This window comes from Acidithiobacillus sp. IBUN Pt1247-S3 (genome assembly GCF_041146875.1).
In the GTDB taxonomy this organism is placed as follows: domain Bacteria; phylum Pseudomonadota; class Gammaproteobacteria; order Acidithiobacillales; family Acidithiobacillaceae; genus Igneacidithiobacillus.
This window is the reverse complement of record NZ_JBFRXP010000083.1, coordinates 1-486: the sequence shown is the minus strand read 5'-3', so window position 1 is coordinate 486 and position 486 is coordinate 1. Positions and strand designations below refer to the sequence as shown.

Annotated in this window: 1 protein-coding gene; it reads right to left on the bottom strand. The window is 54.1% G+C overall.

Features of this window, described 5'->3' with window-relative positions; genetic code table 11:
• Positions 1 to 486 (bottom strand): efflux RND transporter permease subunit (locus tag AB4090_RS15145; RefSeq protein WP_369574705.1); only part of this gene is annotated, 486 nt, incomplete at both ends.

Here is a 486-nt window from a genome sequence, read left to right as displayed (position 1 = left end):
AACGACGACCAAAGTAAAGGTCATCGCCAGCGGCCGCAGGCGTAACATGGTGCCTTCCATAATCGCCAGTTGCAGGTCATGCCAGGTATTCAACGCATTTCGCATCTGGTGCTTATACAAAGCCTGATCCAGATACAGCAGCATCACGACACCGAACTCCACGGCCACGCCGGCCAGCGCAATAAATCCAACTGCCACTGCCACCGATAATTTGTAGTGCAGCGCATAGACCAACCACAGCCCGCCTACCAACGCAAAAGGCAATGTCACCAAAATAATGGCTACCTCTGCCCAGTTGCGAAAATTGAGATAGAGGAGCAGCGCAATCACGAGTAGTACGGCAGGAATCACAAACAACAACCGTTGCTCAGCCCTTTGCATGCTGCGATATTCCCCGACCCAGGAAAGCGTGTAGCCGGCGGGAAGCTGCACCTGAGAAGCAATTGCCCGCTGTGCGCGACGCACATAGCCACCAATACTCGTTCC